We start from the raw sequence: 331 nt of genomic DNA on the forward strand, positions 1-331 counted from the left end.
CCGGCGCGACCGGCCGCAGGGTGAGGGTCTCCACATCCAGCACGGCCGCGCCCGCAGGGTCGGCGACCGAGACCCGGACCGTGTCCCGCCCCCCGTCGCCGGGGGCGACCGTCACCCGCAGGGACGTGGCTCCGGTGGCCCGCAGCGCCGCCCCGGACCAGGAGAACGGCAGCCGGATACCCTCGCCGAGGAAGTTGCCCAGCCCCAGCGTGTGGAGGGCCGAGTCGAGGAGCGCCGGGTGCAGCACGAACCGGGCTGCCTCCGCGTGGAGTTCGGGTGCGAGTGACACCTCGCCGTACACGGTGTCGCCCGACCGCCAGGCGGCGGTCAG

1 protein-coding gene is annotated in these 331 nt (G+C 76.1%); it reads right to left on the reverse strand.

Going from position 1 to position 331, the window contains the following annotated elements; all coding sequences use genetic code 11:
• Positions 1-331, reverse strand: a 331-nt coding sequence (locus tag JGS39_RS40420) for a polyketide synthase dehydratase domain-containing protein (RefSeq protein WP_219574707.1), incomplete at both ends; no start/stop codon positions are given.

The sequence above is a fragment of the Streptomyces poriferorum genome, assembly GCF_019399235.1.
GTDB classification, from domain to species: Bacteria; Actinomycetota; Actinomycetes; order Streptomycetales; family Streptomycetaceae; genus Streptomyces; species Streptomyces poriferorum.